The organism is Micromonospora sp. NPDC047762, from assembly GCF_043204655.1.
Lineage (GTDB): Bacteria > Actinomycetota > Actinomycetes > Mycobacteriales > Micromonosporaceae > Micromonospora.
In genome coordinates this window covers 146,861-172,644 of record NZ_JBIDCQ010000004.1, presented here as the reverse complement: position 1 = coordinate 172,644, position 25,784 = coordinate 146,861, and the positions used below count along the sequence as shown (strand labels likewise).

21 protein-coding genes and 1 pseudogene are annotated in these 25,784 nt (G+C 71.7%); 19 read left to right on the top strand and 3 right to left on the bottom strand.

Features of this window, described 5'->3' with window-relative positions; translation table 11 throughout:
- The first annotated feature begins 340 nt into the window (after positions 1-340).
- Positions 341-3,181 (top strand): leucine--tRNA ligase, encoded by a 2,841-nt coding sequence (gene leuS, locus ACGF3C_RS14765; protein WP_357230259.1) that lies wholly within the window; start codon positions 341-343, stop codon positions 3,179-3,181.
- Positions 3,182-3,444: 263 nt separating this feature from the next.
- Here the strand turns inward: leuS and ACGF3C_RS14760 are convergent, their stop codons facing one another.
- The 3 genes from ACGF3C_RS14760 to ACGF3C_RS14750 are packed head-to-tail and all read right to left on the bottom strand — an operon-like array spanning position 3,445 to position 6,084.
- Positions 3,445-4,131 carry a TVP38/TMEM64 family protein gene (locus ACGF3C_RS14760; protein ID WP_393222149.1) on the bottom strand — a complete coding sequence of 229 codons (687 nt, stop codon included), beginning with the start codon at positions 4,129-4,131 and terminating at the stop codon, positions 3,445-3,447.
- Positions 4,128-4,847 carry a glutamine amidotransferase gene (locus ACGF3C_RS14755; protein WP_355007678.1) on the bottom strand — a complete coding sequence of 240 codons (720 nt, stop codon included), beginning with the start codon at positions 4,845-4,847 and terminating at the stop codon, positions 4,128-4,130. The genes ACGF3C_RS14760 and ACGF3C_RS14755 overlap by 4 nt, the downstream gene beginning before the upstream one ends.
- Entirely contained in the window at positions 4,837-6,084 is a 1,248-nt protein-coding gene (locus ACGF3C_RS14750) for a MurT ligase domain-containing protein (RefSeq protein ID WP_355007801.1), read from the bottom strand. The genes ACGF3C_RS14755 and ACGF3C_RS14750 overlap by 11 nt, the downstream gene beginning before the upstream one ends.
- 355 nt (positions 6,085-6,439) lie before the next feature.
- Here ACGF3C_RS14750 and mraZ point away from each other — a divergent pair, with 355 nt between their 5' ends.
- The 18 genes and pseudogenes from mraZ to ACGF3C_RS14660 all read left to right on the top strand — a co-directional run bounded on the left by mraZ (position 6,440) and on the right by ACGF3C_RS14660 (position 25,769).
- Positions 6,440-6,871, top strand: a complete 432-nt coding sequence (gene mraZ / locus ACGF3C_RS14745) for a division/cell wall cluster transcriptional repressor MraZ (RefSeq protein WP_030488958.1) — start codon at positions 6,440-6,442, stop codon at positions 6,869-6,871.
- A gap of 206 nt (positions 6,872-7,077) precedes the next feature.
- Positions 7,078-8,188: pseudogene (gene rsmH, locus ACGF3C_RS14740) on the top strand (16S rRNA (cytosine(1402)-N(4))-methyltransferase RsmH).
- Complete coding sequence (locus ACGF3C_RS14735) at positions 8,178-8,783, top strand: hypothetical protein (protein ID WP_393222145.1); 606 nt, start codon at positions 8,178-8,180, stop codon at positions 8,781-8,783. The pseudogene rsmH and the gene ACGF3C_RS14735 overlap by 11 nt, the downstream one beginning before the upstream one ends.
- Before the next feature lie 3 nt (positions 8,784-8,786).
- Positions 8,787-10,994, top strand: coding sequence for a peptidoglycan D,D-transpeptidase FtsI family protein (locus ACGF3C_RS14730; protein ID WP_393222142.1), 2,208 nt, complete (start codon positions 8,787-8,789; stop codon positions 10,992-10,994).
- A gap of 52 nt (positions 10,995-11,046) precedes the next feature.
- A complete protein-coding gene (locus tag ACGF3C_RS14725; protein ID WP_357233271.1) occupies positions 11,047-12,609 on the top strand; it encodes a UDP-N-acetylmuramoyl-L-alanyl-D-glutamate--2,6-diaminopimelate ligase in 1,563 nt (520 codons plus the stop codon).
- Positions 12,606-14,003, top strand: a complete 1,398-nt coding sequence (murF, locus tag ACGF3C_RS14720) for a UDP-N-acetylmuramoyl-tripeptide--D-alanyl-D-alanine ligase (protein WP_357233269.1) — start codon at positions 12,606-12,608, stop codon at positions 14,001-14,003. Before ACGF3C_RS14725 ends, murF begins: the two co-directional genes overlap by 4 nt.
- Entirely contained in the window at positions 14,000-15,124 is a 1,125-nt protein-coding gene (gene mraY, locus ACGF3C_RS14715) for a phospho-N-acetylmuramoyl-pentapeptide-transferase (protein WP_030334519.1), read from the top strand. The genes murF and mraY overlap by 4 nt, the downstream gene beginning before the upstream one ends.
- A gap of 385 nt (positions 15,125-15,509) precedes the next feature.
- Positions 15,510-16,952 carry a putative peptidoglycan glycosyltransferase FtsW gene (locus ACGF3C_RS14710; protein WP_357225555.1) on the top strand — a complete coding sequence of 481 codons (1,443 nt, stop codon included), beginning with the start codon at positions 15,510-15,512 and terminating at the stop codon, positions 16,950-16,952.
- The gene (murG, locus tag ACGF3C_RS14705; RefSeq protein WP_355007673.1) at positions 16,952-18,058 is read left to right on the top strand and encodes an undecaprenyldiphospho-muramoylpentapeptide beta-N-acetylglucosaminyltransferase; all 1,107 of its coding nucleotides are present in this window, start codon (positions 16,952-16,954) and stop codon (positions 18,056-18,058) included. Before ACGF3C_RS14710 ends, murG begins: the two co-directional genes overlap by 1 nt.
- Positions 18,055-19,620 carry a UDP-N-acetylmuramate--L-alanine ligase gene (gene murC, locus ACGF3C_RS14700; RefSeq protein ID WP_357225547.1) on the top strand — a complete coding sequence of 522 codons (1,566 nt, stop codon included), beginning with the start codon at positions 18,055-18,057 and terminating at the stop codon, positions 19,618-19,620. The genes murG and murC overlap by 4 nt, the downstream gene beginning before the upstream one ends.
- Positions 19,617-20,435 (top strand): FtsQ-type POTRA domain-containing protein, encoded by an 819-nt coding sequence (locus ACGF3C_RS14695; RefSeq protein WP_357225544.1) that lies wholly within the window; start codon positions 19,617-19,619, stop codon positions 20,433-20,435. Before murC ends, ACGF3C_RS14695 begins: the two co-directional genes overlap by 4 nt.
- 244 nt (positions 20,436-20,679) lie before the next feature.
- The gene (gene ftsZ, locus ACGF3C_RS14690; protein ID WP_091407710.1) at positions 20,680-21,795 is read left to right on the top strand and encodes a cell division protein FtsZ; all 1,116 of its coding nucleotides are present in this window, start codon (positions 20,680-20,682) and stop codon (positions 21,793-21,795) included.
- A 9-nt stretch (positions 21,796-21,804) separates the two neighbouring features.
- The gene (locus ACGF3C_RS14685; RefSeq protein WP_357225541.1) at positions 21,805-22,548 is read left to right on the top strand and encodes a YggS family pyridoxal phosphate-dependent enzyme; all 744 of its coding nucleotides are present in this window, start codon (positions 21,805-21,807) and stop codon (positions 22,546-22,548) included.
- A gap of 192 nt (positions 22,549-22,740) precedes the next feature.
- Complete coding sequence (locus ACGF3C_RS14680; protein WP_355007669.1) at positions 22,741-23,433, top strand: cell division protein SepF; 693 nt, start codon at positions 22,741-22,743, stop codon at positions 23,431-23,433.
- Between the two features lie 30 nt (positions 23,434-23,463).
- Complete coding sequence (locus tag ACGF3C_RS14675; RefSeq protein ID WP_030334503.1) at positions 23,464-23,769, top strand: YggT family protein; 306 nt, start codon at positions 23,464-23,466, stop codon at positions 23,767-23,769.
- Positions 23,770-23,813: 44 nt separating this feature from the next.
- On the top strand, positions 23,814-24,623 hold the full coding sequence (locus tag ACGF3C_RS14670; RefSeq protein ID WP_357225551.1) for a DivIVA domain-containing protein: 810 nt from the start codon (positions 23,814-23,816) through the stop codon (positions 24,621-24,623).
- 80 nt (positions 24,624-24,703) lie between these two features.
- A complete protein-coding gene (locus tag ACGF3C_RS14665) occupies positions 24,704-25,453 on the top strand; it encodes a hypothetical protein (protein ID WP_393222133.1) in 750 nt (249 codons plus the stop codon).
- A gap of 10 nt (positions 25,454-25,463) precedes the next feature.
- The gene (locus ACGF3C_RS14660; protein ID WP_357225533.1) at positions 25,464-25,769 is read left to right on the top strand and encodes a DUF167 domain-containing protein; all 306 of its coding nucleotides are present in this window, start codon (positions 25,464-25,466) and stop codon (positions 25,767-25,769) included.
- Positions 25,770-25,784: the final 15 nt, after the last annotated feature.

Genomic DNA, 25,784 nt, shown 5'->3' with positions numbered 1-25,784 from the left:
TCGCGACGTCGAGCCTCGTTTGCCGCAGGAATCTCACTAGTCTCTCAGGCTAACCATGTTTGTCGTTATCGCCGACCCCCGCAGGTAGTCCGTCGGTTACGCACCGATATTCGCCAGCTCGGGGGAACGGGTTCGACACCGCCCGGGGGCCGGCAGGGCACACCGTGGAAGAGGTACACTGCGGGCATGGCCGGAGTCTTCCTGCTTCTTACCGGGCCGTGCTGATGCGCTGAACCCAGCGACAGCACGGCGGCCCCTCCTGCGCGAGGGGCTTTTTTGTGCCCTCCGCCGGCCCGGCCCGGTGGTGCCGAGACGAAGCGAAGCGAAGCGAGGAGAGACGATGAGTGAGGCAGCCGCACCGGCGGGCGACATCCCCCCGTTCCGGTACACCGCGGCCCTGGCCGACGAGATCGAGATACGTTGGCAGGACACCTGGGCGCGCGAGGGCACCTTCCACGCACCGAACCCGACCGGCCCGCTGGCCGACCCGACCCACCCACGTGCCGGCGCGGAGAAGCTGTACGTGCTGGACATGTTCCCGTACCCCTCCGGGGCGGGCCTGCACGTCGGCCACCCGTTGGGCTACATCGGCACCGACTGTTACGCCCGCTACCAGCGGATGGCCGGCCGCAACGTGCTGCACGCGATGGGCTTCGACGCGTTCGGCCTGCCCGCCGAGCAGTACGCGGTGCAGACCGGCACCCACCCCCGGACCACCACCGTCGCGAACATCGAGCGGTACAAGGCGCAGCTGCGCCGGCTGGGGCTGGCGCACGACGAGCGCCGCTCGGTGGCCACCATCGACACCGACTTCTACCGCTGGACCCAGTGGATCTTCCTGCAGATCTTCAACTCCTGGTACGACCGCGACGCTGGCCGGGCCCGTCCGATCGCCGAGCTGATCGCCGAGTTCGAGGGCGGTAACCGGCCCACCCCGGACGGCCGCGCCTGGGCCGAGCTGAGCGTCGCCGAGCGCCGCCAGGTCGTCGACGACCACCGCCTGGCGTACGTCTCGCAGGCGCCGGTGAACTGGTGCCCGGGGCTGGGCACCGTGCTGGCCAACGAGGAGGTCACCGCCGACGGCCGTTCCGAGCGGGGCAACTTCCCGGTCTTCAAGCGCAACCTGAAGCAGTGGATGATGCGGATCACCGCCTACGGTGACCGGCTGCTGGACGACCTGGACAGCCTGGACTGGCCCGAGCCGATCAAGCTGATGCAGCGCAACTGGATCGGCCGCTCCCAGGGCGCGCACGTCGACTTCCCGACCAGCGCGGCACCGGTGCGGGTGTTCACGACCCGTCCGGACACCGTCTTCGGGGCCACCTACATGGTGCTGGCGCCCGAGCACGAGCTGGTCGACACGCTGGCCCCGGCCAGCTGGCCGGACGGGACGAGGGACGCCTGGACCGGTGGGCACGCCAGCCCTCGGGAGGCCGTCGAGGCGTACCGCAAGGCGGCGGCCGCCAAGACCGACGTCGAGCGGCAGTCCGACACCAAGGAAAAGACTGGCGTCTTCATCGGCGCGTACGCCACCAACCCGGTCACCGGTGGGCAGATCCCGATCTTCATCGCCGACTACGTGCTGGCCGGCTACGGCACCGGCGCGATCATGGCGGTGCCGGCGCAGGACGAGCGGGACTGGGCGTTCGCCGAGGTCTTCGAGCTGCCCATCGTGCGTACCGTGCAGCCGGCGGAGGGCTTCGACGGCAAGGCGTACACCGGGGACGGCCCGGCGATCAACAGCGCCGCGCCCGAGCGCGGCCTGGACCTGAACGGCCTGGGGGTCGCCGACGCCAAGGCGGCGATCATCGCCTGGCTGGAGGCGAACGGGCACGGCACCGGCGCGGTGACCTACCGGCTGCGCGACTGGCTGTTCTCCCGGCAGCGTTACTGGGGCGAACCGTTCCCGATCGTCTACGACGAGACCGGCGCGGCCATCGCCCTGCCGGAGGAGATGCTGCCGGTCGAGCTGCCGGAGGTTGACGACTTCTCCCCGAAGACGTTCGACGCCGACGACGCCGGCAGCAACCCGGAGACCCCGCTGTCGCGGCGGCGCGACTGGGTCGAGGTCGAACTGGACCTGGGTGACGGGCCGAAGCGCTACACCCGGGAAACCAACGTGATGCCGCAGTGGGCCGGCTCCTGCTGGTACGAGCTGCGCTACCTGGACCCGACCAACAGCGAGCGGTTCGTCGACGCGGAGAACGAGCGGTACTGGATGGGCCCGCGCGGCGACGGCGACTGCGGCGGCACCGACCTGTACGTGGGTGGCGCCGAGCACGCCGTGCTGCACCTGCTGTACGCGCGGTTCTGGCACAAGGTGCTGTTCGACCTGGGGCACGTGTCGTCGTTCGAGCCGTTCCGCAAGCTGTTCAACCAGGGCATGATCCAGGCGTACGCGTACACCGACTCGCGCGGCAGCTACGTGCAGGCCGAGGACGTGGTCGAGCGCGACGGCGCGTACTACCTGGAAGACCTGGTGGTCAACCGCGAGTACGGCAAGATGGGCAAGTCCCTGAAGAACGTGGTGACCCCCGACGACATGTGCGCCGCGTACGGCGCGGACACCTTCCGGGTGTACGAGATGTCGATGGGCCCGCTGGAGGTCTCCCGCCCCTGGGAGACCCGGGCGGTGGTCGGGTCGTACCGGTTCCTGCAGCGGGTGTGGCGGGCCGTCGTCGACGAGCAGACCGGCGCGCTGCGGATCACCGAGGACCCGGCCGACGAGGCGACCCGCCGGCTGCTGCACACCGTGATCGACGGGGTCCGTGGTGACATGGACGGCATCCGGTTCAACACCGCGATCGCCAAGCTGATCCAGCTGACCAACGGGCTGACCGGCCTGTCGGCCACGCCCCGCGAGGTGGCCGAGCCGCTGGTGCTGATGGTCGCGCCGTTCGCCCCGCACCTGGCCGAGGAGCTGTGGCGCAAGCTGGGCCACGACACCTCGCTGACGTACGCGGACTTCCCGACCGCCGATCCGGCGCTGCTGGTGGCCGACACGGTTACCTACCCGGTGCAGGTCAACGGCAAGGTCCGCGGCCGCGTCGAGGTCCCCGCCGACGCCTCCGAGGAGAGCGTCCGCGCGGCGGCCCTGGACGCGGTGGCGACGACCCTGAACGGTAGGGAGCCGCGCAAGGTCATCGTGGTCAAGGGCCGGATGGTCTCGGTCGTCGCCTGACAACGGTGCCCCGTGTCGTGAGCGGCACGTACCGTGACGTCCGCCGAAGCGAACACTGGAACGAGCGTGATGACTCAGAGGCATCAATATGTCTCTGAGTCATCACGCTCCGACTCGTCCGCCGTCCGTCTGACGCCCGGCGCGAACCGGTGCCGCCCAGCCGGGGTGAGCGCGGCCCACCGCTCCCCGGGCGCCTGCGTCAGGCGACTGCCCCGAATCGCGTCCCGCCAGCTCGCTGGCATGGCGACAGGGCAGAAGTCGGGTCAGACCGGTGTGGTGCGACGGCGGCGGCGCTCGGCGCGCCACCACTGGTGGATGAGCACCAGGCTGGCGATCAGGCCGAGGCTGGCCGGGGCGGCGGCGTACCAGTTGACGTGGCCGGGGGAGCTGACCGCAGCGCCGATCGCCGCGTACCCGAAGGCGGTCGGCGCGGACGCGATCACGCTGCCGGCCAGGAACGGCAGCACTCGGGCGCCGGTCGTGCCGTAGCCGTAGCTGACCAGGCCGAAGCCGGCGATCGGCAGCAGCCGGACGGTCACCACACCGACAACGCTCTGCCGGGCGAACCAGCCGTCGAGGCGGGCCAGTCGACCGCGGACGCGTTCGGCCACGAACTCCCGACCGAGCAACCGGCCGACAGTGAACCCGATCGCCGCCGCCACCAGCGCGGCGCCCAGGGCGTACGCGGCGCCTTCCAGCGGACCGAAGATCGCACCCGCGGCGAGCGTGATGAAGGTCCGGGGCACCAGCGCGACGAGCAGCAGCGCACCACCGAGGATCGCCGCCACGGGGGCGAGGTCACCCAGCCGGTCGGCGACCAGCGGCAACTGCGCCGGATCCGGCCGGGGCACCAGCAGCAGCAGTAAACCGCACCCGCCGATCAGCAGCACGAGCAGGGCGAACCGGGCGGCCGACGGCTGCCGGAGCAGCCGTCGGACGGCACGGATCATGCCCGAGCGGCGGCCACCGCGGAGCGGCGCTCGTTGCGGAGCCGGTCCGACCAGGTGTCGTCCAACGGCGGGAGCTGGTGTGCCCCGGTGGCCCAGCGCAGCAGCAGGTCGGCCAGGGCCGGGTTGCGAGCCAACGCCGGCCCGTGCGAGTAGGTGCCCAGCAGCTTGCCGCGCCACGCGCCCTCGGTGGCGCTGTCGTTGCCTACTCCGGCGGTGACCCGGGCCAGCGGGGAGACCTCCGGACCGAGGTGGGTGCGGCCGCCGTGGTTCTCGAAACCGGTCAGCGGGGGCAGGCCCAGCCGGGGGTCGATCTCACCGGCCAGCTCGCCCACCGCCCGGCTCTCGCCCCGGTCGGAGTGCAGGTCGAGCAGCTCCAGCCCGCGGCACTGCACACCCTTGGCGAAGAACGAGGTGCCGAGCAGCTGGTAGCCGGCGCAGACGCCGAACACCACCGAGCCCTGCGCGACGGCGCGGTGCAGGCCGCCGTCGGCCAGCAGCCGCTGGGCGCCGAGCGCCTGCGGGCCGTCCTCGCCGCCACCGACCAGGTAGATGTCGGCGGTCGCGGGCAGCCGTTCGTCGGAGCGGACCTCCAGCACCTCGACCGGCATCCCACGCTGACGGGCCCGCCGGGCGAGGATCAGGGCGTTGCCCCGGTCTCCGTAGGTGGAGAGCAGGTCGGGGTAGATCCAGACGATGCGCAGACTCTCAGATGACACGGTCCAACTCCGCTCGGATGTCCTGGAACGCGGTGTAGTTCGCGATGACCTCCAGCCGCCCGGGCGGGACCGACCGGAGTGCGTCGTCGAACGTGCGGACGTGCTGGAACGGCACGTCGTTGACGTCCAGTCGAACCGCCAGGTCGTATGCCCGGTCGCCGGTGATCAACACCTGCCGGCCCCGGAGCGGGGCGAAGTCGACGTCGTAGAGCCAGGAGGTGTCCAGACCGTCGGGATCGCGCGCGTTGATGGAGAGCAGGGTCGGCGCGTTGTCGGCCATGTCGAACGCCTCCAGCCAACTGGCCGGGTTCTTGGCCAGCAGCAGCCGGATGTTGCGCCCGTCCTTGTCGACCTGCGCGTAACGGCCGGCCACCGAGGTGACGATGCCGAGGCGGGACACCGCGTCGACCGGGCGGACGCCGAACTCGGCGGCCACCGCCAGCGCTGTCGCCGCGTTGCCGAGGTTGACCTTGCCGGGCAGTTGGAGGGAGACCTTGTGCCAGGCGCCGGTGGGATCGAGCACGCCCTCGTCCTCGACGACCCAGTGCGGCTCCGGTCGGCGTAGCGGGCAGCCGGTGCACCACCACTGCTCGCCGGAGCGCTGGATGGTGGAGCCGCACTCCGGGCAGACCCAGGAGTCGTCGTGCCACCGTTGGCCGGCACTGAACCACGTCACGTGCGGCGGGTTGATGCCCCGGGCGGGGTCACCGGGTGGGGTGGCGGCCCACACGACCAGCGGGTCGTCGGCGTTGGCAACCACCCGTACGTTGGTGTGCCGGACCAGCGCCGCACGCCAGAGCTGCGCCATCATGGCGACCTCCTTGGCGCGGTCGAGCTGGTCGCGGGAGAGGTTCAGCAGCGCGACCACGTGCGGCTCGGTCGCCTCCAGCACCTGCGCGAGGTAGTGCTCGTCGACCTCCAGCACCGCGTACGGGGTGCTGCCGGCCTTGGCCAGCGCCGAGGTGTGCCCGCTGGGCATGTTGGCGCCGAACGAGTTGGTGGCGACCCGGCCGAGCACGCCGACCGCGGCGGAGGTCAACCGGGTGGTGGTGGTCTTGCCGTTGGTGCCGGAGACGAGCGCGATCGCGCGCCCGGCCGACAGGTGGGCGAGCAGGTCCGGGTCGATCTTGAGGCCGATCCACCCGCCGATCACTGAACCGTCGCCACGGCCGGCCGCCCGGGAGAGCGCCGCGGCGGTCCGTGACACGGAGCTGGCCACCTTGGCCCGTAGGGGCATTTTCGCGTCCGTCACGCGAGCGAGGTTACCGGACCGCCGGCCTCGCCAGATCGCCGCCGACGGTGAACCGTTCGGCCGTGGTGACCGCGCGGGCGGCCGGGTCGGCGTCCCCCGGACGGAGTCGATCAATGTCGGAAAGCGGACCACGCCGAGGGGTGGCTGAAGCCCTCCACTCCGCTCCACCCCCTGTGACGTGCGGTTTTGCCCTCGGGCCAGGCGCGCCACGCGGGCGAATTTGGTTGCGGGTGGAGGGAAGTGGAGTAGAGTGGGGACCAATGGTGAGGCCGGGAGGGCTCACCGGCCCGGGGGGTCAGCGGCGCCGCGAACGCCGCTCAAGGGCGAGGGGGTTGGGCCGATGTTTCTCGGCACCCACACTCCGCGCCTGGACGAAAAGGGCCGGTTGATCCTTCCGGCCAAGTTTCGGGATGAGCTGGCGGGGGGTGTCGTGGTCACCAAAGGGCAGGAGCGCTGCCTCTACGTCTTCCCGACCCCTGAGTTCCAGCGGATCGCGGAGCAGTTGCGCGCACAGCCGATGACCCACAAGGCGGCCCGGGCCTACAGCCGGGTCTTCTTCGCCAGCGCGCACGACGAGGTTCCGGACAAGCAGGGCCGGGTGACCATTCCGGCTCACCTGCGGGCCTATGCCGCGCTGGACCGCGAGCTGGTGGTGATCGGCGCGAGCACGCGGGTGGAGATCTGGGACAAGGTCGCCTGGGAGACCTACCTCGCCGAGAGCGAAGACGACTTCGCCGACATCGAGGAGGGGGTGCTGCCCGGCGGTCTGTAGGGCGGTAACGGCGCCCGACGTACTGCGAGATCTCCAGCCGCTTTCGAGTTCCTGGCATCACTTCCCCGGTGCCAGGCGCACGATCCAGACATTGGGCGACGGTCCGGTGTCAGGCGGGAGCGGATGGGGATCTGGCGGTACGACGGCAGCGCCGTCCGACGACAGGCGCACGAGAAGAACGGACGTTTCAACCAGTGGGGGTCATCATGGGGGAGTTGCGCGGCACGCACGTGCCGGTGCTGCTCGAGCGGTGTCTCGAGCTGCTGGCCCCCGCGCTGGGTCGAGGCGGCCGGACGGTCCACGTCGACGCGACGCTCGGTCTGGCCGGGCATGCGGAGGCGGTGCTCGAGGCGCATCCGGAGACGGTCCTGATCGGGCTCGACCGGGACACCGAGGCGCTCGCTCACGCGCGGGTCCGGCTGGCCCGGTTCGCCGACCGGGTGCACCTGGAGCACGCCGTCTACGACGAGTTGCCGGACGTACTGGACCGGCTGGGCTATCCGGCCATCGACGGGATCCTGTTCGACCTGGGTGTCTCGTCGTTGCAGTTGGACGCGCCCGACCGAGGGTTCGCCTACGCCCAGGACGCGCCGTTGGACATGCGGATGGACCAGACCCGGGGGGTGACTGCCGAAGAGGTGGTCAACACGTACGCGCATCCGGACCTGGCCCGGTTGCTGCGGGTCTACGGCGAGGAGAAGTTCGCCGGCCGGATCGCCTCGGCGATCATCCGGCAGCGGGAGCGGGAGCGGATCACCTCGTCCGCGCTGCTGGCGGAGCTGGTTCGGGATTCCATTCCGGCGCCAGCCCGACGAACGGGTGGGCACCCGGCAAAGAGAACGTTTCAGGCTTTACGGATCGAGGTAAACAGAGAGCTGGCAGCGCTGGAGACAGCGTTGCCATCTGCACTCGACGCACTGACCGTGGGCGGTCGCATGGTGGTCCTGTCCTACCACTCGCTGGAGGACAGGCTCACCAAGGCGGCCCTCACGGACCGGGTCCGCAGTAAGGGCCCGATTGACCTCCCGGTCGAGCTCCCCGGGTCCGGTCCGACGTTCCGGCTGCTCAGCCGGGGCGCCGAACTGCCGGGGGAGGCGGAGGTCGCCGCGAACCCGCGGGCCGCCTCGGTGCGGCTGCGGGCCGCGGAGCGACTCGATCCGAACGCGACAGAGCAGGGGCGGACCGACCGCGAACGGTCTCGCCGACGGGTGAAGGGAATGCACCAACCGGGCACGGGGTCCGCCTGATCCGTGGGGGGTCAGGGGCACCGGGACGGCTAGAGGGACGGACGTTGAGGGGGAGGGACATGAGCATTGACAAGCGCGACCGCCGGGACGTCACCGGCGGCGGGCAGCGCGCACCGCGGTCGGGGGGCCGGACCGCGGCGGAGCGGGCTCCGCGCCTCGGTAACGGTACGTCACGCATCGATCGAACGAATCGGCAGGGGGAGACTCGCGCCCGGGGGGCGCGCGAGTTCCCGACTCAGGGCACCGCCGCGCTGCGACCGGTCGAGAAGGCCGCCAGCGCCACCAGTGCCCGGCCGCCGCGGCTGCGGGTGGCGCCGCCGGCGCCGATCTCGGTGCCGCGTGCGCCGTTCGCGGCGCTGATCGTGGTGCTGGTGGTCGGCGGGGTGCTGGGCATCCTGGCGGTCAACACCAAGATCAATGAGAACGCGTTCCGACTGGAGCGGTTGCAGCAGCAGCAGGCTCAACTGGACCTGGAAAAGCAGCAGCTGGACAAGCAGATCGCCGACTTCGAGGCGCCGGGCAACCTGACCGCCGAGGCGCGGCGGCTGGGCTTGGTCGACGCCGGCGAGCCGGGCTACATCCGGCTGCCGGACGGCAAGACGATCGGTGTGCCGCAGCCGGCGAACGGCCAGCCGTCGGTGACGAGCCAGGGTTCGGGAGGCTGACCGGTGCCACCAAGGTCTGACGAGCCGCGCCGGGACCCTACGGGGTCCCGGCGCGGTTCTGCACGTGATGCCAGGCCCGCCGACGGTCAGCCGCGCACCGGCGAGCCGGGCATCGGGGGCATCTCCGGCGCCCGGGCGTACACCCCGAGGGGTCGCACGGTCCGCGAGGAGCGCGGCACCCCGGCGCGCGGCCAGGGCGCCGAGCAGCGGCGTACGCCGCGCAGCACCCGGTCCGGTGACCCGTTCCGGCCGGCGTTGCAGGTGCTCGACGGCGGTCGGGCCGCCGCCCGGGCCGGTCGGCGCGACGCTCCGGCCGCCGGGCGCGGTGGGGTGGTGCGCACCGTCGTACCGCGTACCCGCCGTGGCCCGGGTGGCGACGAGCCGCCGCCGCGTCGCCGGACCACGCCACGCGCGCCGCGGCGCACCGACCGACCGGCGGCCCGGCGGCCGGCGCGCAAGCCACGACGCCCGCCGAAGCTGGCCGACTCGCGGCTGCGGCTGCGGCTGGGCACAGTGCTCGCCCTGACGCTCTTCGCCACCATCGGGATCCGGCTGATCTTCCTCCAGACGGTCGACGCTCCGGCGTACGCCGGGGGCGGCATCAGCGACCGCCTCCGCACCGTCGAGCTGCCGGCGCCGCGGGGCGCGATCTACGACAGCACCGGCGCGCCGCTGGCCCGCAGTGTCGAGGCACGGTACGTGTACGCCGACCCGACCGAGGTGGAGGATTCGGCCGCCGTCGCCAAGGCGCTCTCCCCGCTGCTCGGCATCGCGGTGTCGAAGCTCGTCGAGCAGATGAAGCCCCGCAAGCTGGAGGACGGCAAGCCGTCCCGATTCGTGTACCTGGCGCGGGGAGTGGAGATCTCCACCGCCAAGCGGGTGCAGGCGCTGGAACTGTCCGGCATCGGGGTGCACCGCGACGAGCGCCGTGAGGTGCCCGGTGGTGACCTGGCGGCCAACCTGATCGGCTTCACCAGTCAGGACATGGTCGGGTTGGAAGGGCTGGAGGCCCGCTACGACGACGTGCTCGCCGGTCAGGACGGCAAACGGGTGTACGAGGCCGGCCTCGGCGACCTCGCCGCGCCGATTCCCGGTGGCTACAGCCGAACCACTCAGGCCAAGCCGGGCAGCTCGCTCGCTCTCACCCTCAACCGCGACCTGCAGTTCCGAACCCAGCAGATCCTCAGCGCGGGCATGGCCAAGGCGCCGGGCGGGACCGGCGCGGCAGTGGTCATGGAGATTCCCTCCGGCGCGGTCCTGGCCCAGGCAAGCAACCCGACGTACAACGCGGCGAAGCCGACGCCCAGCGACCCGGTCGCCCGGGAGGACGCCGCGACCAGCTTCGTGGTCGACCCCGGCTCGGTGCACAAGGCCATCACCTACGGCGCGGCGTTGCAGGAGGGTGTGATCACGCCGGACACCACGTTGCCGATCGCCAACAACATCAAGATGGGCGACACCTGGTTCTCCGACACCCATCCGGCGAACGGCAAGCGGATGAGCGTGCCGGGGATGCTCGCCTACTCGTCGAACGTCGGCACCATCACGATCGCGGAGAAGCTCGGCCGGGACCGGTTGATCGACTACCAGAAGCGGTTCGGGCTGGGCAAGCCCACCGGCGAGGGGATGCCCGGGGAGGCCAGCGGCCGACTGCTGCCGGCCGACGAGTGGAGCGGATCGTCGCGTGGGTCGGTGCCCATCGGGCACAGCGTCGACGCCACGCCGTTGCAGATGGCCGCCGCGTACGCCGCCATCGCCAACAACGGCACGTACGTGCAGCCGCACCTGGTCAAGGAGGTGATCGGCCCGGACGGCAAGCGCACCCCCGCGCCGGCCCCGGTCACCCGGTCGGTGCTCAGCCCGCAGAACGCGGCGGCCCTGCGCACCATGCTGGAGGCCGTCACCACCGTCGACGGCGCCACCGGAGTCACCGCAGCGGTGCCCGGCTACCGGGTCGCCGGCAAGACCGGCACCGGATCGCGGCTGGTCAACGGCAAGATCGAGCCCGACAAGGTGTCCTCCTTCATCGGCATGGCCCCCGCCGAGAACCCCCGCTACGTGATCGCGGTCTTCGTGTACGCGCCCAACGGCGGGGGTGCGGCGATCGCCAATCCAGCGTTCCGCGACATGATGCAGTTCACTCTGCGTCACTACCGCGTGCCACCCTCGACCGGCGGATCCGCGCCCAAGTTCGTGGTCTATCCGCGCTGAGCAGCGATGGCGGGACATCATCGGTGAGTGCCGACGAACCACCGGGGCGGCTGTGCGGCCGGAACCGGACGACCGGGTAGGGTCTGACGCCGTGCCCGGCAATCCACGTCCACGTACCGTGACCGGAGTCCGGCTCGGTGATCTCGCCGTCCGGCTCGCCGTCGACCTTCCGGCGGACGCCGCCGCGGTGGTCGTCTCCGGGGTCACCCACGCCAGCCAGGAGGTTCGCCCCGGCGACCTGTACGCGGCGCTCCCCGGTGCCCGTCGGCACGGGGCGGAGTTCGCCGCCGGTGCCGTCGAGGCGGGTGCCGTGGCGCTGCTGACCGACCCGGCCGGTGCGGAGTTGGCGGCGGGAACCGGCCTGCCCGCCCTGGTGGTGTCCGACCCGCGCGCCGTGCTCGGCGAGCTGGCCTCGGCCGTGTACGGCGACCCGACCGCCGACCTCACAGTGATCGGGGTGACCGGCACCGCGGGCAAGACGTCCACCGCGTACCTGATCGAGTCGGGGCTGCGGGCCGCCGGGCACACCACCGGGCTGGTCGGGACTGTGGAGACCCGCCTCGGTGATCTGGTGATCGACAGTGTGCGCACCACCCCCGAGGCGACCGACCTGCACGCCATGCTCGCCACCGCCCGCGAGCGTGGGGTCACCGCCGTGGTCATGGAGGTCTCCAGCCACGCGCTGGCCATGGGCCGGGTGGGCGGGGTCCGGTTCGCCGTCGGTGGTTACACCAACTTCGGCTCCGACCACCTGGACTTCCACGCCGACAGCGACGACTACTTCGCCGCGAAGGCCCAGCTCTTCGACGGGCGCTGCGCGGTCGAGGTGCTCAACCACGACGACCCGGCGTTGAAGCCGCTGCTCAAGCCGACCACCATCACCTACTCGGCGGGCGGTGACCAGGGCGCTACCTGGTGGGCCGATGGTGTGGGCGGCGAGGGCTACGCGCAGCGGTTCACCGCGCACGGCCCGGACGGCGTGGCAGTGTCCGCCGGCGTCGCGCTGCCCGGCCGGCACAATGTGGCCAACGCGCTGCTGGCCATCGCCGCACTCGTCGGTGCCGGGGTGGACCCGGTGACCGCCGCGACCGGTGTGGCTGCCTGCGGGGGCGTCCCGGGCCGGCTGGAGCTGGTCGACGTCGCCGCGCCGGTGCGCGGGGTGGTCGACTACGCCCACAAGTCGGACGCGATAGTGGCAGCGCTTGCCGCGCTGCGTGAGTTGAGCGCCGGCCGACTGATCTGTGTGATCGGCGCCGGTGGGGACCGGGACCGGGGCAAGCGGCCGGTGATGGGCGCCGCCGCGGCGGAGGGAGCCGACGTGGTGCTGGTGACCGACGACAACCCGCGCACCGAGGACCCGGGGGAGATTCGCGCCGAGGTGCTGGCCGGGGCGTACCGGGCCGGCACGGCCGCCCGGATCATCGAGGTGGCGGGCCGCCGCGCCGCGATCGACGAGGCGGTGCGACTGGCGGAGCCGGGCGACGTGATCGCGCTGCTCGGCAAGGGCCACGAGCGCGGCCAGGAGGTGGCGGGTCAGGTGCTTCCGTTCGACGACAGCATCGAGTTGGCCGAGGCGCTGCGGGCCCGCTTCGGGGACCTGGCGGGTCAGCGGTGATCACGCTGAGCCTGGCCGAGGTGGCCGCGGCGGTCGACGGGCGGCTGGTGGCCGCCGACCCGGCCGCCACAGTGACCGGTTCGGTGGAGTTCGACTCGCGCAAGGTGGGGCCCGGCTCGCTCTTCGTGGCCTTTCCGGGGGAGAAGGTCGACGGGCACGACTACGCGGCGACGGCGATCCAGGCCGGCGCGGTGGCGGTGCTCGGCAGCCGAGAGGTGCCCGGGGTGCCGATGGTGCTCGTCGACGACGCCCTGACCGCGATGGGCCGACTGGCCCGCGCGGCGGTGGACCGGCTGACCGGGCTGACCGTGATCGGCGTGACCGGCTCGTCCGGCAAGACCACCACGAAGGACCTGATCGGGCAGCTCACCTCCCGGCTCGGGGCCACTGTGGCGCCACCCGGCTCGTTCAACAACGAGCTGGGGCACCCGTACACCGCCCTGCGGGCCGACCCGGACACCCGTTACCTGGTGATGGAGAAGGGCGCGCGCGGGATCGGGCACGTCCGTTACCTGTGCGAGCTGGTGCCGCCCCGGATCTCCGTGGTGCTCAACGTCGGCACGTCGCACATCGGCGAGTTCGGCTCGCAGGACGCCATCGCCGTGGCCAAGGGTGAGCTGGTCGAGGCGCTGCCGCCGGACGGGCTGGCCGTGCTGAACGCCGACGACCCACTGGTGGACGCGATGGCGGGCCGCACGCAGGCCCGGGTGGTCCGCTACGGCGAGGCGCCCGACGCCGACGTGCGCGCCGAGGACGTCACGCTCGACGAGCGGGGACACCCGTCGTACACCCTGGTCACCCCGGAGGGACGCGCCTCGGTGCGGCTCCGACTGGCCGGCCGCCACCAGGTCTGGAACACGCTCGCGGCGGCGGCGGTCGCCCGGGAGCTGGGCATGCCGCTGGCCGAGCTGGCCACGGCCCTCGGCGAGCTGGGGCTGGTCTCGACCCGACGGATGGACGTCTTCGACCGCCCCGACGGGGTGACCGTGATCGACGACTCGTACAACGCGAACCCGGCCTCGATGGCGGTCGCGGTGCGGGCGCTGGCGAGCATGGGCCAGGGGCGGCGTACCGTCGCGGTGCTTGGTTACATGGCCGAGCTGGGCCCGTTCGAGTACGACGGCCACGCCGAGGTCGGCCAACTCGCGGCCGAGCTGGGTGTCGACCGGCTGCTCGTGGTGGGTGAGCCGGCCGCGCCGATCCACGAAGGCGCGACAGCGGTAGCAAACTGGGGAGGAGAGTCGGTGCTGCTCACCGATCAGGCGGCGGCCGTCGAGGTGCTGCGCAGCGAGCTACGACCGGGTGACGTCGTCCTGGTCAAGGGCTCCCGGTACCGGACCTGGGAGGTGGCCGACGCACTGCGCGCCGACGCCGGTGGGGAGCCGACCCGATGAGGGCGGTCATCGTCGCCATCGGGGTGGCCTTCCTCGTCTCGCTCTTCTGCACCCCGATCGCGATCAAGGTGTTCACCCGGCTCAAGGCCGGTCAGCCGATCCGGTCGGACGGCCCCGCCATGCACCAGGGCAAGAAGGGCACGCCCACGATGGGTGGCGTGGTCTTCATCCTGGCCACTGTGATCGCGTACGTGGCCGGGCACCTCGCCCTGACCACCCTGCCCGATCAGCAGATCGCCCAGGTGGAGCCGACCATCACCGCGCTGGTGCTGCTGGGGCTGATGGTCTTCTCCGGCGCTGTGGGTTTCCTCGACGACTTCCTCAAGGTGCGCAAGCGCAACAGCGCCGGGCTGAACAAGCGCGGCAAGTTGCTCGGGCAGATCCTGGTCGGTGCGGTCTTCGGGGTGATCGCGCTGTGGTTCCCGAGCACGATGACAAACGGTTCGGGCCTGGCGACAAACACCGAGACGGTGGGCAGCACCACGCTGAGCTTCATCCGGGACATCGACTTCCTGGAGGTCAGCAAGGTCGGCGCGGTGATCATCTTCATCTTCGTGGTGATGGCCGCGACGAACGGCGTCAACCTCACCGACGGCCTGGACGGCCTGGCCACCGGCGCGTCGGTGATGGTGCTCGCCGCGTACGCGCTGATCGCGTTCTGGCAGTACCGGCACTGGTGCGCCGACCCGAACTACACCCAGCCGTACTGCTACGAGGTGCGCGACCCGTTGGAGATCGCGTTGATCGCCGGGGCGGCGGCGGGAGCCTGTGTGGGCTTCCTCTGGTGGAACACCTCCCCGGCGCGGATCTTCATGGGCGACACCGGGGCGCTGGGGCTGGGCGGTCTGATCGCCGGCATGGCGATGTCCACCCGCACCATCCTGCTGCTGCCGATCATCGGCGGGCTCTTCGTGATCATCACGATGTCCGTAGTGATCCAGATCATCTCCTTCAAGACCACCGGTAAACGGGTGTTCCGAATGTCCCCGCTCCAGCACCACTTCGAGTTGGCCGGCTGGAGCGAGGTCAACATCGTGGTGCGCTTCTGGATCATCGCCGGCATCGGTGTGGCCATCGCCCTGGGCCTGTTCTACAGCGAGTTCCTCGCCAACATGACCTGACCCGCGGGCCGAAGCCCCGCGCCCCAACCCCCTCATCCCGTCGATCTTGCACTTTCGGCTGGCGGAACGTCCTCATATGGGTGTTTTGCCGCTGCACAAAGTGCAAGATCGACGCGGGCGGGCGGCGTGGGGACGGGTTCGACACGCCCGGTGAGGCGTTGTGGGGCGGTGGGGCGTGTTCAGCGGTGATGATGTCGGGGTGGGGGAGGAAATCGGCACCGAGGATGAGACTGTCGGACGACCGCGACGGTCGCCGAGCGCGGCGCGTACGCCGGTGGCTGCCGGGGCGCGCGGTCCGGAGCGCGGCGCGGCGGCCCGCGAACCCGGACCCGGGGCACGGGAGCCCGGGGCGGCGGGGCGCGGGCCGGAGGCCGTAGCGGCGACACTGCCGCGCGGGTTCGACGCGGCCGGCGGGCTCGCCGCGCTGCGCGGCCTGCTGGGCCGGCCGCTGACCTCCTACTACCTGCTGCTGTCCTGCGCCGGCCTGCTGCTGCTGATCGGGCTGACCATGGTCTTCTCGGCGACAAGCGTGAAGGACTACGCCGAGGACGGCAACGCCTCCGCCTCGGTGACCAAGCAGGCCATCTTCGCGGTGATCGGCATCGGCGCGTTCTGGGTCTGCCAGCGCCTGCCGGCCAGCACCTACCGCTCGCTGGGCAAGCCGCTGCTGTTCACCTCGATCGGGCTGTTGCTGCTGCTCAACCTGCTGCTCGCCTACGCGCGGCTGACCCACCAGAAATCAGGGCAGATTGGCCCGATCGAGGCGCGGCTGAACTGGCTGTTCATCGGCGGTATTCAGCTACAACCCTCCGAGTTGGCCAAGTTCGCGCTCGTGCTCTGGGGTGCGCACCTGATCGCCCGCAAGGGTGCCGCGCTGGGGTGGTGGCGGGAGCTTGCCACCCCGCTCTTCCCGGTGATGGGCCTGCTCTTCGTCCTGGTCGGCTACAACGACACGGGCACGATGCTCTGTCTGCTGGCCCTGGTGGTGGGCCTGCTCTGGGCCGCCGGGGTGCGGATGCGGGTCTTCGGGGCCCTGGCCACAGCCGGTCTTGTCGGGATCGGCCTGCTCGTCGCGGTGGCCTCACTGGGTGCCGGCTCCGGCGAGAGCGGCGCGGACAACTACCGCTTCGCCCGGCTGGCCATGTTCTTCAATCCACCGGACCCGGAAACCTGCAAGCTCGGCGACTGCCTCCAGTTCTACCAGGGACGGCTGGCCATCGAGCACGGTGGCTGGTTCGGTGTCGGCCTCGGCAAGGGCAGCCTGAAGTGGGACTGGCTCCCCGAGGCGCACAACGACTTCATCTTCGCGATCATCGCCGAGGAACTGGGCGTGATCGGGTGCGTCGTGGTGCTCAGCCTCTTCGCGGTCCTCGCGTACACCGGTTTCCGGATCGCCCGGCGGGTCGACGACCCGTTCCGCCGGCTCGCCGCCACCGCCGTGACCACCTGGCTGGTCAGCCAGGCCGTGATCAACATCGGTGGGGTGGTGGGGCTGCTGCCGATCACCGGTCTGCCGTTGCCGTTCATCTCCGACGGTGGAAGTGCCCTGGTGGTGACGTTGGCCGGCATCGGCATGCTGGCGTCCTTCGCCCGCGCCGAACCCGATGCGGCCAGAGCACTGCATGCCCGTCCGCCGGCCCGGTGGGTCCGACTACTCTGGGCCCCGTTGCCGCCGCTTCCCGGCCGGCGTCGCCGACCGGCGACGCCGCCCGCTGGCCGAGGGTCCGTACCCCGGTCCCGCGAGCGGCGCCATGACGATCAGGCCGCGCCGCGCGGGGTCCGACAGGACCGAAGCCGCAGTGGTACGGCGAGCGAGAGGAGACGCTGATGGGTCCGCTGCGTTCGGTGGTGCTCGCGGGAGGTGGCACCGGGGGGCACGTCTACCCGCTGCTCGCCTTCGCCGACTGCCTGCGCCGACACGACCCGGGCGTCCGGATCACCTGCCTCGGCACACCACGGGGCATGGAGAACGACCTGATCCCGCCACAGGGCTACGACCTGCGGCAGATCCCGGCGTACCAGCTGCCCCGGTCGGTCAACATGAACCTGGTCCGCACCCCGGGTCGGATGTGGACCGCGGCGCGCGCCGCGGGCAAGGTGATCGACGAGGTGCGCGCCGACGTGGTCGTCGGCTTCGGCGGGTACGTCTCGGTGCCGGCCTACCTGGCCGCGTGGCGCCGCGAGCTGCCCATGGTGATCCACGAGGTGAACGTGCCACCGGGCGTGGCCAACAAGCTGGGCATGAAGTTCACCAAGAACGTGGCCGTCGGTTTCCCGAACCAGCCGAGCCAGGCCGAGTCGCTGCGGGACGCCACAGTCGTCGGTGTGCCGCTGCGCCGCGCCATCGCCGGTCTGGACCGGTACGCGCTGCGTAACGCCGCCCGCGCCCACTTCGGGCTCCGCCCGGACCTGCCGGTGCTCTTCGTGTCCGGCGGCTCGTCCGGCGCCCGCTCCATCAACCTGGCGGTCTCCGGGGCGGCCAAGGAGCTGGCCCGCAACGGCGTGCAGGTGCTGCACGTGATGGGCGCCCGCAACGAGCCGGTGCCGATCCCCACCGACCTGCCGGTGCCGTACGTGACGCTGCCGTACCTGTCCGAGATGGAGCTGGGCTACGCCGCCGCCGATCTGATGCTGGCCCGGGGCGGGGCGATGACCGTCGCCGAGGTGGCCGCGATCGGGCTGCCCACGATCTACGTGCCGTACCCGCACAGCAACCAGGAGCAGCGGCGCAACGCGCTGCCCGTGGTGGAGGCCGGCGGTGGGCTGCTGGTCGACGACGCGGAGCTCACCCCGGACTGGCTGGAGCGCACCGTCATCCCCCTCATCCGTGATCCACAGCGGCTCTACAACATGGGTGCCGCCGCCGGGTCCTACGGCCGGCGCGACGGCGACGAGGCGCTGCGTTCCTTCGTGCTGGCGGCGGTGGCCCGATGACCGCGCAGTTCACCCCGGCCGGCACGCTCACCGCCGAGGACCTGGGCGCCGTCCACCTGATCGGAGTGGGTGGGGTGGGCATGCTCGGCGTGGCCCGGCTGCTGCTCACCCGCGGTATCCGGGTCTCCGGCAGCGACCTGCGGGAGTGGCCGTCGCTGGCCGGCCTGCGGGCGCTCGGCGGCACCATCCACCTCAGTCACGAGGTCAGCAACCTCGACGGCGTGGACACCGTCGTCTACTCGTCGGCCATTCCCCAGGACCACCTGGAGCTGGTCGAGGCGCGTCGGCGCGGCCTGCGGGTGCTGCACCGCTCGGAGGCGCTCGCCGCGGCGATGACCGGCCGTCGCGCGGTGGCCGTGGCCGGCACGCACGGCAAGACCACCACCACCTCGATGGTGACGATGGTGCTCCAGCAGGCCGGAGTGGACCCGTCCTTCGTGATCGGTGGGGAGATCTCCGAGGTCGGTTCGGGCGCTCACCACGGCACCGGCGAGCACTTCGTGGTCGAGGCGGACGAGAGCGACCGCTCGTTCCTCATCTACCGCCCGTACGTCTCGATCATCACGAACGTCGAGGCGGACCACCTGAACACCTACGGCGACTACGCGACGCTGGAGGCGGCGTTCGTGGAGTTCGCCCGCCTCACCGACCCGGACGGGTTCATCATCACCTGCGTCGACGACCCGGGCGGTCGGCGGTTGGCCGAGAGCCTGCGGTCCGAGGGACGACAGGTGTTCACGTACGGCGAGGCCGCCGACGCCGACCTGCGGTTGACCGAGATGGTCTCCTCCGCGCGTGGGGTGCGCTACCTGGCCGCGATCGACGGGCGGTCGCTGGGCGAGTTCCGGCTGCCGGTGCCGGGCCGTCACATGGGGCTGAACAGCGCCGCCGCGGTGCTGGCCGCGTACCTGCTGGAACTGCCGCTGGAGGCGGCGGAGGCCGCGCTGGCGGTCTTTCCCGGGGTCCGGCGGCGCTTCGAGCGCAAGGGTGTCGCGGACGGCGTGCTGGTCTACGACGAGTACGCCTACCACCCGACCTCGATGACGTTGGCGAACCAGACGTTGCGCGAGGTCGCCGGGGACGGCCGGCTGATCGTCGTCTTCCAGCCGTACCGGCTGTACCGCACCCGCGACAACCAGGCGGAGATCGCCGAGGCGCTGGCCATCGCCGACGAGGTGGTGCTCCTGGAGGTCTTCGGGCCGGGTGAGTTGCGTCAGCCCGGCGAGGGCTCGGCGGCACTGATCGCGGCGGTGGATCTGCCCGCCGACCGCAAGGTCTTCGTGGAGTCGTGGGAGCAGGCCCCGATCGAGGTGGCCCGTCGCGCCCGCTCCGGGGACGTGGTGGTCACCATGGGCGCTCCGCCGATCTCGCTGATGGGTGACGAACTGCTGGCCGCCCTGGGCGAGCGTGCGGCCGGCTCGGCACCGACAGCGAGCGTCGACCCGGTGGCCACCACCCCGGCGATCGGTGATCCGGTGCCGGGTGGGGCGACGTCCGGCGGCGACGGCGCGGCTCTCGGTGGCACTGCCGTGCCCGGCGGCTCGGCGCCCACGGCCGGATGAGTCCCGGCCCGGCCCGAGGGCGGACCAGCGCCGCCGACGGTGGCGCTCCGCGCCGCGGTCCGGCCCGGCGGTGGCAGTTGGTCCGGGCGGGCAGCGACGCGGTGCCGCCCTCGACCCGCCGGTTCATGGCCCGTGCCCGGCAGCGTCGCATGCGTGCGGCGCTGCCGTGGGCGGTGGCCGCCGGCGTGCTCGCCCTGGCCGGGCTGGTCGCCTGGACGGTGCTCGGCACCGGGCTGTTCGGTGTGCGGGAGGTGCGCGTGGAGGGTGCCGACCTGGTCACCCCGGTGCAGGTGCACGACGCGGCAGGGGTGCCGGACGGGGTGCCGCTGGCCCGGGTGGACCTGGCCGCCGTCGCCCGTCGGGTCGGTGCGCTGCCGGCGGTGGAGCGGGCCGTGGTCTCCCGGGACTGGCCCGGCGCGCTGGTGGTGCGGGTGACCGAGCGGACAGCGGTGGCGGTGGTGCCGCAGGGCGAGGTGTTCGCCCTGATCGACCGGAGCGGGGTGGCGTTCCGGACGGTGGAGCGACGCCCGGCGGACCTGCCACAGGTGACTGTGGTCCGGCCGGCCGCCGACGACCCGGGCACCCGGGCCGCGCTGGAGGTGCTCGTCGCGCTGACGCCGCAGCTGCGCGCGGAGCTGGTGGACGTGAACGTGGCGGGGCTGGCCCGGATCAGCCTGCGGTTGCGCGGCGACCGGACGGTGGTCTGGGGCGACGCGACCCGGGGTACGGACAAGGCTCGGGTGGCCACCGCGCTGCTCGACGAGGACGCCGACCGGATCGACGTGAGCGCGCCGGATGTGGTGACCTTTCGTTGACCTGGGAGCGTGCGCGGCGTGACCCGTGGCGCTCCGCGCGGCGACACGCCGCCCGGGTCCTTGGCTCATGGCGCGGTGGCGCTTACGTTGCCCCGAAGAGCTTCAGTGGTTGACATAACTGTAAGCCTCTAGTAGAGGGTTAGGGTTCACCCCTGATCCTCGTTGGAGACAGCTGTCGTCGGCCGCTGGTCTGGCCACGCCGTAACCGGTCGGCCGAAGCCAATCTCGAAGGAAAGGACCGGAGATGACACCTCCGCACAACTACCTGGCGGTCATCAAGGTCGTCGGCATCGGGGGTGGCGGCGTCAACGCCGTCAACCGGATGATCGAGGTTGGGCTCAAGGGCGTCGAGTTCATCGCGATCAACACCGATGCGCAGGCGCTGCTGATGAGCGACGCCGACGTCAAGCTCGACGTCGGTCGGGAGCTGACCCGCGGCCTGGGGGCCGGGGCCAACCCGGACGTCGGGAAGAACGCCGCCGAGGACCACCGCGACGAGATCGAAGAGGTGCTCAAGGGCGCCGACATGGTCTTCGTGACCTGCGGCGAGGGCGGCGGCACCGGCACCGGCGGCGCGCCCGTGGTGGCCAACATCGCCCGCAAGCTCGGCGCGCTGACCATCGGCGTGGTGACCCGGCCGTTCTCCTTCGAGGGCAAGCGCCGCCAGGTCCAGGCCGAGACGGGGATAGACGAGCTCCGCAACCAGTGCGACACGCTGATCGTCATCCCGAACGACCGGCTGCTGGCCCTGGGCGATCGCAACATCAGCATGATGGACGCGTTCCGTACGGCCGACCAGGTGCTGCTCTCGGGTGTGCAGGGCATCACCGACCTGATCACCACCCCGGGTCTGATCAACCTGGACTTCGCCGACGTCAAGAGCGTGATGAGCGGCGCCGGCAGCGCGTTGATGGGCATCGGCAGCGCCCGCGGCGAGAACCGCGCGGTCGAGGCGGCCGAGGCGGCCATCTCCAGCCCGCTGCTGGAGCAGAGCATGGACGGCGCGCGGGGCGTGCTGCTCTCCATCGCCGGCGGCTCCGACCTGGGCCTGTTCGAGATCAATGACGCCGCCCAGCTGGTCACCGACGCGGCTCACCCGGACGCCAACATCATCTTCGGCGCCGTCATCGACGACGCGCTCGGTGACGAGGTGCGGGTGACTGTCATCGCGGCGGGCTTCGACGGCGGCACGCCCGCGTACAAGGCGGCCGAACCGACCCGCAAGACCAACACCAACCAGCCGGCACCGCAGAGCACCCCGGCGCCTGCGCCGGCCACCAACCCGGCTCCGGCCCAGTCGCCGCGTCGCGTGCTCTTCGACGACGTGGACGTTCCCGACTTCCTCAAGAACGGGTCCTGAGCACCGCCGATGACCGACAGCTCAGCCACGGTGCGACCGGATCGGCACGCCGAACTCGCGGCCGGTCTGGCCCAGGTTCGGTCCCGGGTCGATGACGCCTGCGCGCAGGCCGGCCGGGACCGTGCCGAGGTGACCATGATCGCGGTGACGAAGACCTACCCGGCCAGTGATGTGTTGGCGCTGGCCGGGCTCGGGGTGACCGACATGGGGGAGAACCGCGACCAGGAGGCAGCCGGCAAGGCCGCCGAGGTGGCTGCCGCCGGGGTGCGTCCCCGTTGGCACTTCATCGGTCAGTTGCAGCGCAACAAGGCCCGCTCGGTGGTCCGCTACGCCGACGTGGTGCACTCCGTCGACAGTGTCCGGCTGGCCCGGGCGTTGACGACCGCGACCGCGGACCGGCAGGAGCCGCTCGACGCTCTGGTCCAGGTGAGCATCGACGGCGACGCGGCCCGGGGCGGCGCCCTGCCCGGCTCGGCGGATCCGACCGCCGGTCTGGAGCCGGTGGCCGAGGCGGTCGCCGACGCGCCGGGGTTGCGTCTGGTCGGCCTCATGGCTGTCGCTCCGCTGGGGTGGGAGCCGGAGCGGGCGTTCGCCCGGCTCGCGGAGGTCGCTGACGCATTTCGGGCTGTCCATCCGGGAGCCACCGCGCTGTCCGCCGGTATGAGCGGGGATTTCGACATAGCGATCCGTTACGGCGCGACACATGTCCGCGTCGGTAGCGCGTTGCTCGGAATGCGTCCCACGCTGCGGTAGCCTGACCGCGAGACAAGCAAATTACATCAGTGTTGTTTTAGGGGCGGGCGTCTCCCGGTCGGGGGTCGTGGCGCGCGACGCGAATCGCGCGCCGGGGGGATTGCTGTTCCGGTCCGATGGGCATGGTTGTCCACTCGCGACGGGCGACATGGCACGGGGGCGCGTGCCGCACGGCGGACGGAAGGGCGCGGGATGGGTGCACTGCGCAAGGCGGGGGTCTGGCTCGGTCTGGTCGAAGAAGACGACGAGCGGGCCTACGACGACGGTGGCTACGACAAGGGTGGCTACCGCGACTCGCGGTACCGGCAGAGCCGGTACGCCGAGGAGTTCGCCGACGACGACGAGGACGACGCCGAGGAGCCGCCGGCTCCCCGGCCGCGCGACAGCGGGCGGGGCCGACTCTCCGAGCGGTCGAGCGCGCGGTTGAGCGAGTCCGAGCGCGGCGACGGTGAGCGGCCGGAGCGGATCGAGCGGTCCAGCGTCCGGTCTATCACCCGGTCGTCGGCGGGCGAGACCTCCGGTGCGCTGACCTACCACACTCGGGACAACCTGGCCCTCGCGCCGCAGGTCACGTCGCGGGAGCGGGCCCTGCCCGAGGAGGAGCAGCGTTACCAGATCACCACGCTGCACCCCACCACCTACCGGGAGGCGCGCACCATCGGTGAGCACTTCCGCGACGGTGTCCCGGTGATCATCAATCTCACCGAGATGGATGAGGCGGATGCCCGCCGTCTGGTGGACTTCGCCGCCGGGCTGGCGTTCGGCCTGCGCGGTACGATCGAGCGCGTGACCAATCGGGTGTTCCTGCTCTCACCGGCTAACGTCCAGGTCACCGCAGAGGACAAAGCCAAGATCGCTGAGGGCGGCTTTTTCAGTCTGAGTTGATCCCGCCCGACCCGAGGGACGTCGCTGACCGTGTTGTCGATCTTACTGCAAGTGCTGTACCTGATCCTTTATGTCTTCCTGCTCCTTCTTCTGTCCCGGTTCGTGTTGAGCGCCGTCCTGCAGTACGGCCGTCGCTGGCAACCGGGGCGTGGAGCATCGGCAGGATTGGAATCCGTGTGGAGCGTCACTGATCCCCCTCTCAACGCGTTGAGGCGTGTGATCCCTCCGCTGCGAATTGGTACCGTGAGCATCGACCTGGCCTCCCTTGTGCTCCTGGTTATCCTGTTCGTGCTGATGGAGTTCGTGTTAGGGCCGTCGATCAGGGCATCTGCCTGATGACCGACGCGCTTTCGCGGCCGCAACTGACCCGAGGAGTTTCGATGCCGCTGACCCCGGCCGACGTCCACAACGTCGCCTTCAAAAAGCCGCCGATCGGCAAACGGGGGTATGACGAGGAGGAGGTCGACGCCTTCCTGGATGAGGTCGAGCGCGAGCTCGCCCGTCTCATCGAGGAGAACAACGAGCTGCGCGCCCAGGTGGAGCGCGGCGGCCGTGGCGGCGCCCCCGCCGGCCCCGGCGGCGACGCCCGACTGGCGGCGGAGCTCAACGATGTCAAGGCCCAACTGGACCGGGTGCAGCGCGACAAGTCGGCGGCCGAGCAGGCTGCCCGCGCGATGCAGGCCGAGCTGGAGCAGGTCCGCTCGACCGGCGGCCCGGCCGGCGGCGTTACCGGTGACGGTGAGCAGCAGGCCCTGCGCGTGCTGATGATGGCCCAGCGCACCGCCGACGACCACGTGTCCGACGCTCGCCGCGAGGCCGACCAGCTGTTGTCCGAGGCTCGCAGCAAGGCCGAGGAGGTGACCCGGGAGGCGCGCGCCAAGGCTGACGCCCTCGAGCGGGACGCCCGCCAGCGGCACCAGGAGGCCATGGGCGGCCTGGACGCCAAGCGCACGGCGCTGCAGAAGCACATCGAGGAGCTCAAGCAGTTCGAGCGCGAGTACCGCACCCGGCTCAAGGCGTACCTGGAGAGCCAGCTGCGTGACCTCGACGGTCGTGGCCAGGGCCTCGAGGCCGAGATGACCCGCTCCGAAGCCGGCCGGGTCGCTGGCGGCAACGGGCTGGCCGCAGCGGGTCTCGCTGGTTCGTACGGCGGCGGCGGGCGCTCCGGCGCCCTCGAAGCCGGACGCTGAGCACCGGCCGGCGATCGCTGTCCGCCAATGGTGACGGTCGCCGGCCAGGCCTGGACGGTTCGACGCGGCGGGGGTGAGCCGTGATAGTCGCAAGTCTCCTGCTCATCCTCGTCGCGGTGGTGCTACTGGTGCTCGGCCTGGCCGGTGGCTCCAGCTTCTTGTTGGTCATCTCCATCGCGGCCAGTCTGCTGGCCGCCGTGGCGTTGGTGGTGGGGGCCCGCCAGGCAGCCGCCAACCGCGCCATGGCGGATCCCGGCCGGACCGACCGGCGGAATCCCCACGCGCCCCGTACGGCCAGCCAGGCCACACCGGGTGTCGCGTACGGGCCGCCGCTGGTCGAGCCGGAGGTGCCGGTCCAGCACGTGCCCACGACGTTTGGTACCGGCGGCACCGGGTGGCGGCAACCACCCGAGCCGCCGGTCGACCATGCGCCGCCGATTGATGAGGTGACGCCGGTCGACCCGCCGCACGTCGAGGACGCGTCGGCGATGGTGAGTGCCGCGGACGAGGTGCCCGCGCGGGCCCGGCCGGTCAGCCCGGCGTCGCCCCTCGCGGCGTCGACCGGCGACGTGTTCGACCCGGCGGTCGCGGCGGTCGACGAGCCGGCCGCCCAGCAGATCACACCCGCCGAGGCGGCCCGGGTGGCCCGACTGCTCGACGCTGTCGAGGTCGTCGACGGCCGCCCCCGTTACCACCTGGACGGCTGCCCCCACCTGATTGGCTGGCAGCCCGAGACGTTGCCGGTCGCCGAGGCCGTGGACCTCGGTTTCACCCCGTGCGCGCACTGCGCGCCGGCGACCGCTCTCCTCGCCGACGCCCGTCCGATCTGAAGCGGCGCCGGTGCCCGCGCAGGACACGCTCACAGTGGCGGTACGGGTGAAGCCCGGCGCCTCCCGGGACCGGGTGGGTGGCCGCTTCGACGGCCCGCACGGGCCCGCCCTCGTGATCGCGGTCCACGACCCGGCCGTCGACGGGCGGGCCACCGAGGCCGCCCGGCGGGCGTTGGCCGGCGCGTTGGGCGTCCGGCCGGCCGCCGTGTCGCTGCGCGCCGGCGCGGCCAGCCGGGACAAGCTCTTCCTCGTCGATCGGCCCGGCCCGGACCTGCCCGAGGTGCTGCGCCGTCTGCGCGACGGATCCGCCGAGTGAGGACAGCCCAGGCAA

What these genes read in the sequence shown, in the direction of transcription:
- leuS (WP_357230259.1), top strand. Translation starts at nt 341, where the DNA reads ATGAGTGAGGCAGCCGCACCGGCGGGCGACATCCCCCCGTTCCGGTAC.
- ACGF3C_RS14760 (WP_393222149.1), bottom strand. Translation starts at nt 4,131, where the DNA reads ATGATCCGTGCCGTCCGACGGCTGCTCCGGCAGCCGTCGGCCGCCCGG.
- ACGF3C_RS14750 (WP_355007801.1), bottom strand. Translation starts at nt 6,084, where the DNA reads ATGCCCCTACGGGCCAAGGTGGCCAGCTCCGTGTCACGGACCGCCGCG.
- mraZ (WP_030488958.1), top strand. Translation starts at nt 6,440, where the DNA reads ATGTTTCTCGGCACCCACACTCCGCGCCTGGACGAAAAGGGCCGGTTG.
- ACGF3C_RS14735 (WP_393222145.1), top strand. Translation starts at nt 8,178, where the DNA reads ATGAGCATTGACAAGCGCGACCGCCGGGACGTCACCGGCGGCGGGCAG.
- mraY (WP_030334519.1), top strand. Translation starts at nt 14,000, where the DNA reads ATGAGGGCGGTCATCGTCGCCATCGGGGTGGCCTTCCTCGTCTCGCTC.
- murG (WP_355007673.1), top strand. Translation starts at nt 16,952, where the DNA reads ATGGGTCCGCTGCGTTCGGTGGTGCTCGCGGGAGGTGGCACCGGGGGG.
- murC (WP_357225547.1), top strand. Translation starts at nt 18,055, where the DNA reads ATGACCGCGCAGTTCACCCCGGCCGGCACGCTCACCGCCGAGGACCTG.
- ACGF3C_RS14695 (WP_357225544.1), top strand. Translation starts at nt 19,617, where the DNA reads ATGAGTCCCGGCCCGGCCCGAGGGCGGACCAGCGCCGCCGACGGTGGC.
- ftsZ (WP_091407710.1), top strand. Translation starts at nt 20,680, where the DNA reads ATGACACCTCCGCACAACTACCTGGCGGTCATCAAGGTCGTCGGCATC.
- ACGF3C_RS14685 (WP_357225541.1), top strand. Translation starts at nt 21,805, where the DNA reads ATGACCGACAGCTCAGCCACGGTGCGACCGGATCGGCACGCCGAACTC.
- ACGF3C_RS14680 (WP_355007669.1), top strand. Translation starts at nt 22,741, where the DNA reads ATGGGTGCACTGCGCAAGGCGGGGGTCTGGCTCGGTCTGGTCGAAGAA.
- ACGF3C_RS14670 (WP_357225551.1), top strand. Translation starts at nt 23,814, where the DNA reads ATGCCGCTGACCCCGGCCGACGTCCACAACGTCGCCTTCAAAAAGCCG.